The sequence below is a fragment of the Rahnella inusitata genome (assembly GCF_965118895.1).
Taxonomy (GTDB): domain Bacteria; phylum Pseudomonadota; class Gammaproteobacteria; order Enterobacterales; family Enterobacteriaceae; genus Rahnella; species Rahnella inusitata_A.
The window spans coordinates 1-2,575 of record NZ_CBCPJJ010000030.1 but is presented as its reverse complement, the minus strand read 5'-3'; the positions used below and the strand labels follow the sequence as shown (position 1 = coordinate 2,575).

The following is a 2,575-nucleotide window of genomic DNA, read 5'->3' as shown; positions in this document are numbered from 1 at the left end:
GCACTTATTATCTGAATTCGCGCTTCGTGATTATACTGTTTTTCTGCAATTTTTTGCTGATTGCAGTTGCATAGCAATAAACAGCAGTACCACAAGCACCACAGACAATATCACTAACAACCCGTAGAATCCGTTCCACTGATATCCCTCAATCACTTTGGACAGCGGATAACCGGCAGCAGATGCCCCGATATAGGCAAATAAGCTGACAAACCCGGTTGATGCGCCGGACGCATATTTATGTGAGTTTTCTGCGGCAGCCATCGCAATCAGGAACTGCGGCCCGAAAATAAAGAAACCGGTCATAAAGAACAGCGCGGAGAACACGTATTTGCTGTCAATCGGGACCGCCCATAAACACACCGCTGAGATGATAATACCCAGGGTATAAATCACGTTCATCTGTGAACGGTTGCCCTTGAATAATAAGTCCGAGCCCCAGCCGGCCACAATCGCGCCAAAGAAACCACCGATTTCAAACATCATTACCGTGGCATTTGCGGTTAACAGATCATAATGGTGCGTTTCAATCAGATATAAGTTACCCCAGTCGTTAATCCCGGTACGGATGACATAAATCACTGCATATGAAAGCGCCAGTACCCAGATAATTTTATTTTTAAAAATATACTCTTTGAGAATAGCCCAGCGTGATAAACCGAGTCCCTGCTCTTCATGGGCAATTTCCACCTGGTCATTGCGCCACTCACCGACAGTCGGCAACCCCATTGAACGCGGACGGTCACGCAATAAGAAGCAGAGCAGCAGACCGACAACAATCGCAATTACTCCCGGAATAATCATCCCGTAACGCCAGCCTAACCACAGTGCCACACTCCCTGACAGGATAGGAATAATAGCACCGCCGATATTATGGGATGTATTCCAGATTGACCACCAGAAACCACGCTCATTACGGGAATACCAGGTATTCAGTATTTTAGAACACGGCGGCCAGCCCCAGCCCTGAAAGAAGGCATTAATCATCCATAAGGCAATAAATACCGGAATAGAAGATGTCAGGCCAAACAGAATATTTACCACACCGGACATAATAAGGCCTAACCCCATAAACCAGCGCGGATTTGAACGGTCACCGATAATACCGGAAAGGAACTTGGATGCTCCGTACGTTAAATAGAAGGCCGTCCCGACCATCCCGATATCTGCTTTGGTTATTCCCAGGTCAGCCAGCATTTCCGGCATGACGAAGTTAAAACTCTTTCTGGTGAAATAAAAGACAGCATACCCGATATAACTGACGATCATCAGATGCAAACGCCAGTAACGGTATGTTTTGTCGATTTCATTTTTACTCATGGTAACCGGTTTATCCGGCGATTCAGAAAATATAGCCATTACGTTCTCCGTACTGCAATTATCAGTAGTGATTAGTTTTTATATGTCATCATTGGCGGATTCAAGTCCGAAGTGCAACGCTAAGCCGCCTTTCTTAGCTCCGCAAACACCACCGAAGGTTGTCTGAACCCCAGACACTTGCGTGGCCTGCTGTTCAACGCTCCCTGATAGCGTTGTAAGTCTTCTTCTGTCACTGTCCGCAGGTCTGTTCCTTTCGGGATAAACTGTCTTAACAACCCATTCGTATTCTCGTTCAGCCCACGCTCATGCGAGGCATACGGATGGGCAAAGTACGTATCTGCGTTCAGTGCTTCTGCTATCGCCTTGTGCTCACTAAATTCTAGACCGTTATCGAACGTTATTGTGTGACATACATCCTGATACTCACTCAGCAGTGAGATAATGGCCTTACTGACTTCCACCGCATCCTTTGAAAACACCTTTTTTGTCAGGTAAATACGGCTTTTGCGTTCTGCCAGTGTCACGATAGCACCAGTGCCCTGTTTACCCTGCACCAAATCGGCCTCCCAGTCCCCCAGACGGCTACGGTCATCGACGACTGACGGCCGTAGCTCAATGGATACCGCGTCAGGGATGCGCCCTCGTTTCTGCCCGTAGCCCTTACGATATCGCCGTTTGCCCTGCCTAAGATGCCTGTACAACTCGCCACCGCTACGCTTATCCGCATAGATATACTGGTAAATCCATTCATGGCTGACTGCCAATTGCACTTATTTGCTCAGGACTCCACTTCCACTCCAGAGCAAATATCACGAAATCTATGGTCTGCTGAGGAATTGTCCTTTTGGCAGATGACAGCCGCCTATCACAGCACTTCTGGTGTGCCTGTTGTGGGTTATAACCAGTATCTGAAGTGTTACGCCTCAGTTCACGGGAGACCGTGGACTTGCTTACACCGATACGGATACCTATCTCATGGCAGGATAAATTATCCTCACGCAGTATCGATATCTGGTATCGTTGTCCTTCGGTTAGTTGCTGATACTTCATACTTACTCGCTCATCTTTGGTCGGAAGAGCAGGATAGCTTATCAGTAGCTAACCGTCCTTCCATCTAACATGACCGAGCGTTGCACTTATTATCTGAATTCGCGATTACTGTATGTTTCTTTCAATATCAATGCTGCTCAATCAGCAGATGAAACAATCGCTCCAATGAAACAATCTCAACAAGTTTCGGTTTACAGCGTAACAA

At 47.0% G+C, this 2,575-nt stretch carries 1 protein-coding gene and 1 pseudogene; both read right to left on the bottom strand.

All coding sequences use genetic code 11. The features are described 5' to 3' along the window. Positions 1 to 30 precede the first annotated feature (30 nt). Complete coding sequence (gene uhpC, locus ACMHLI_RS22580) at positions 31 to 1,359, bottom strand: MFS transporter family glucose-6-phosphate receptor UhpC (protein WP_413531378.1); 1,329 nt, start codon at positions 1,357 to 1,359, stop codon at positions 31 to 33. A gap of 80 nt (positions 1,360 to 1,439) precedes the next feature. Continuing rightward, positions 1,440 to 2,370, bottom strand: a pseudogene (locus ACMHLI_RS22575) (IS30 family transposase). Positions 2,371 to 2,575 lie beyond the last annotated feature (205 nt).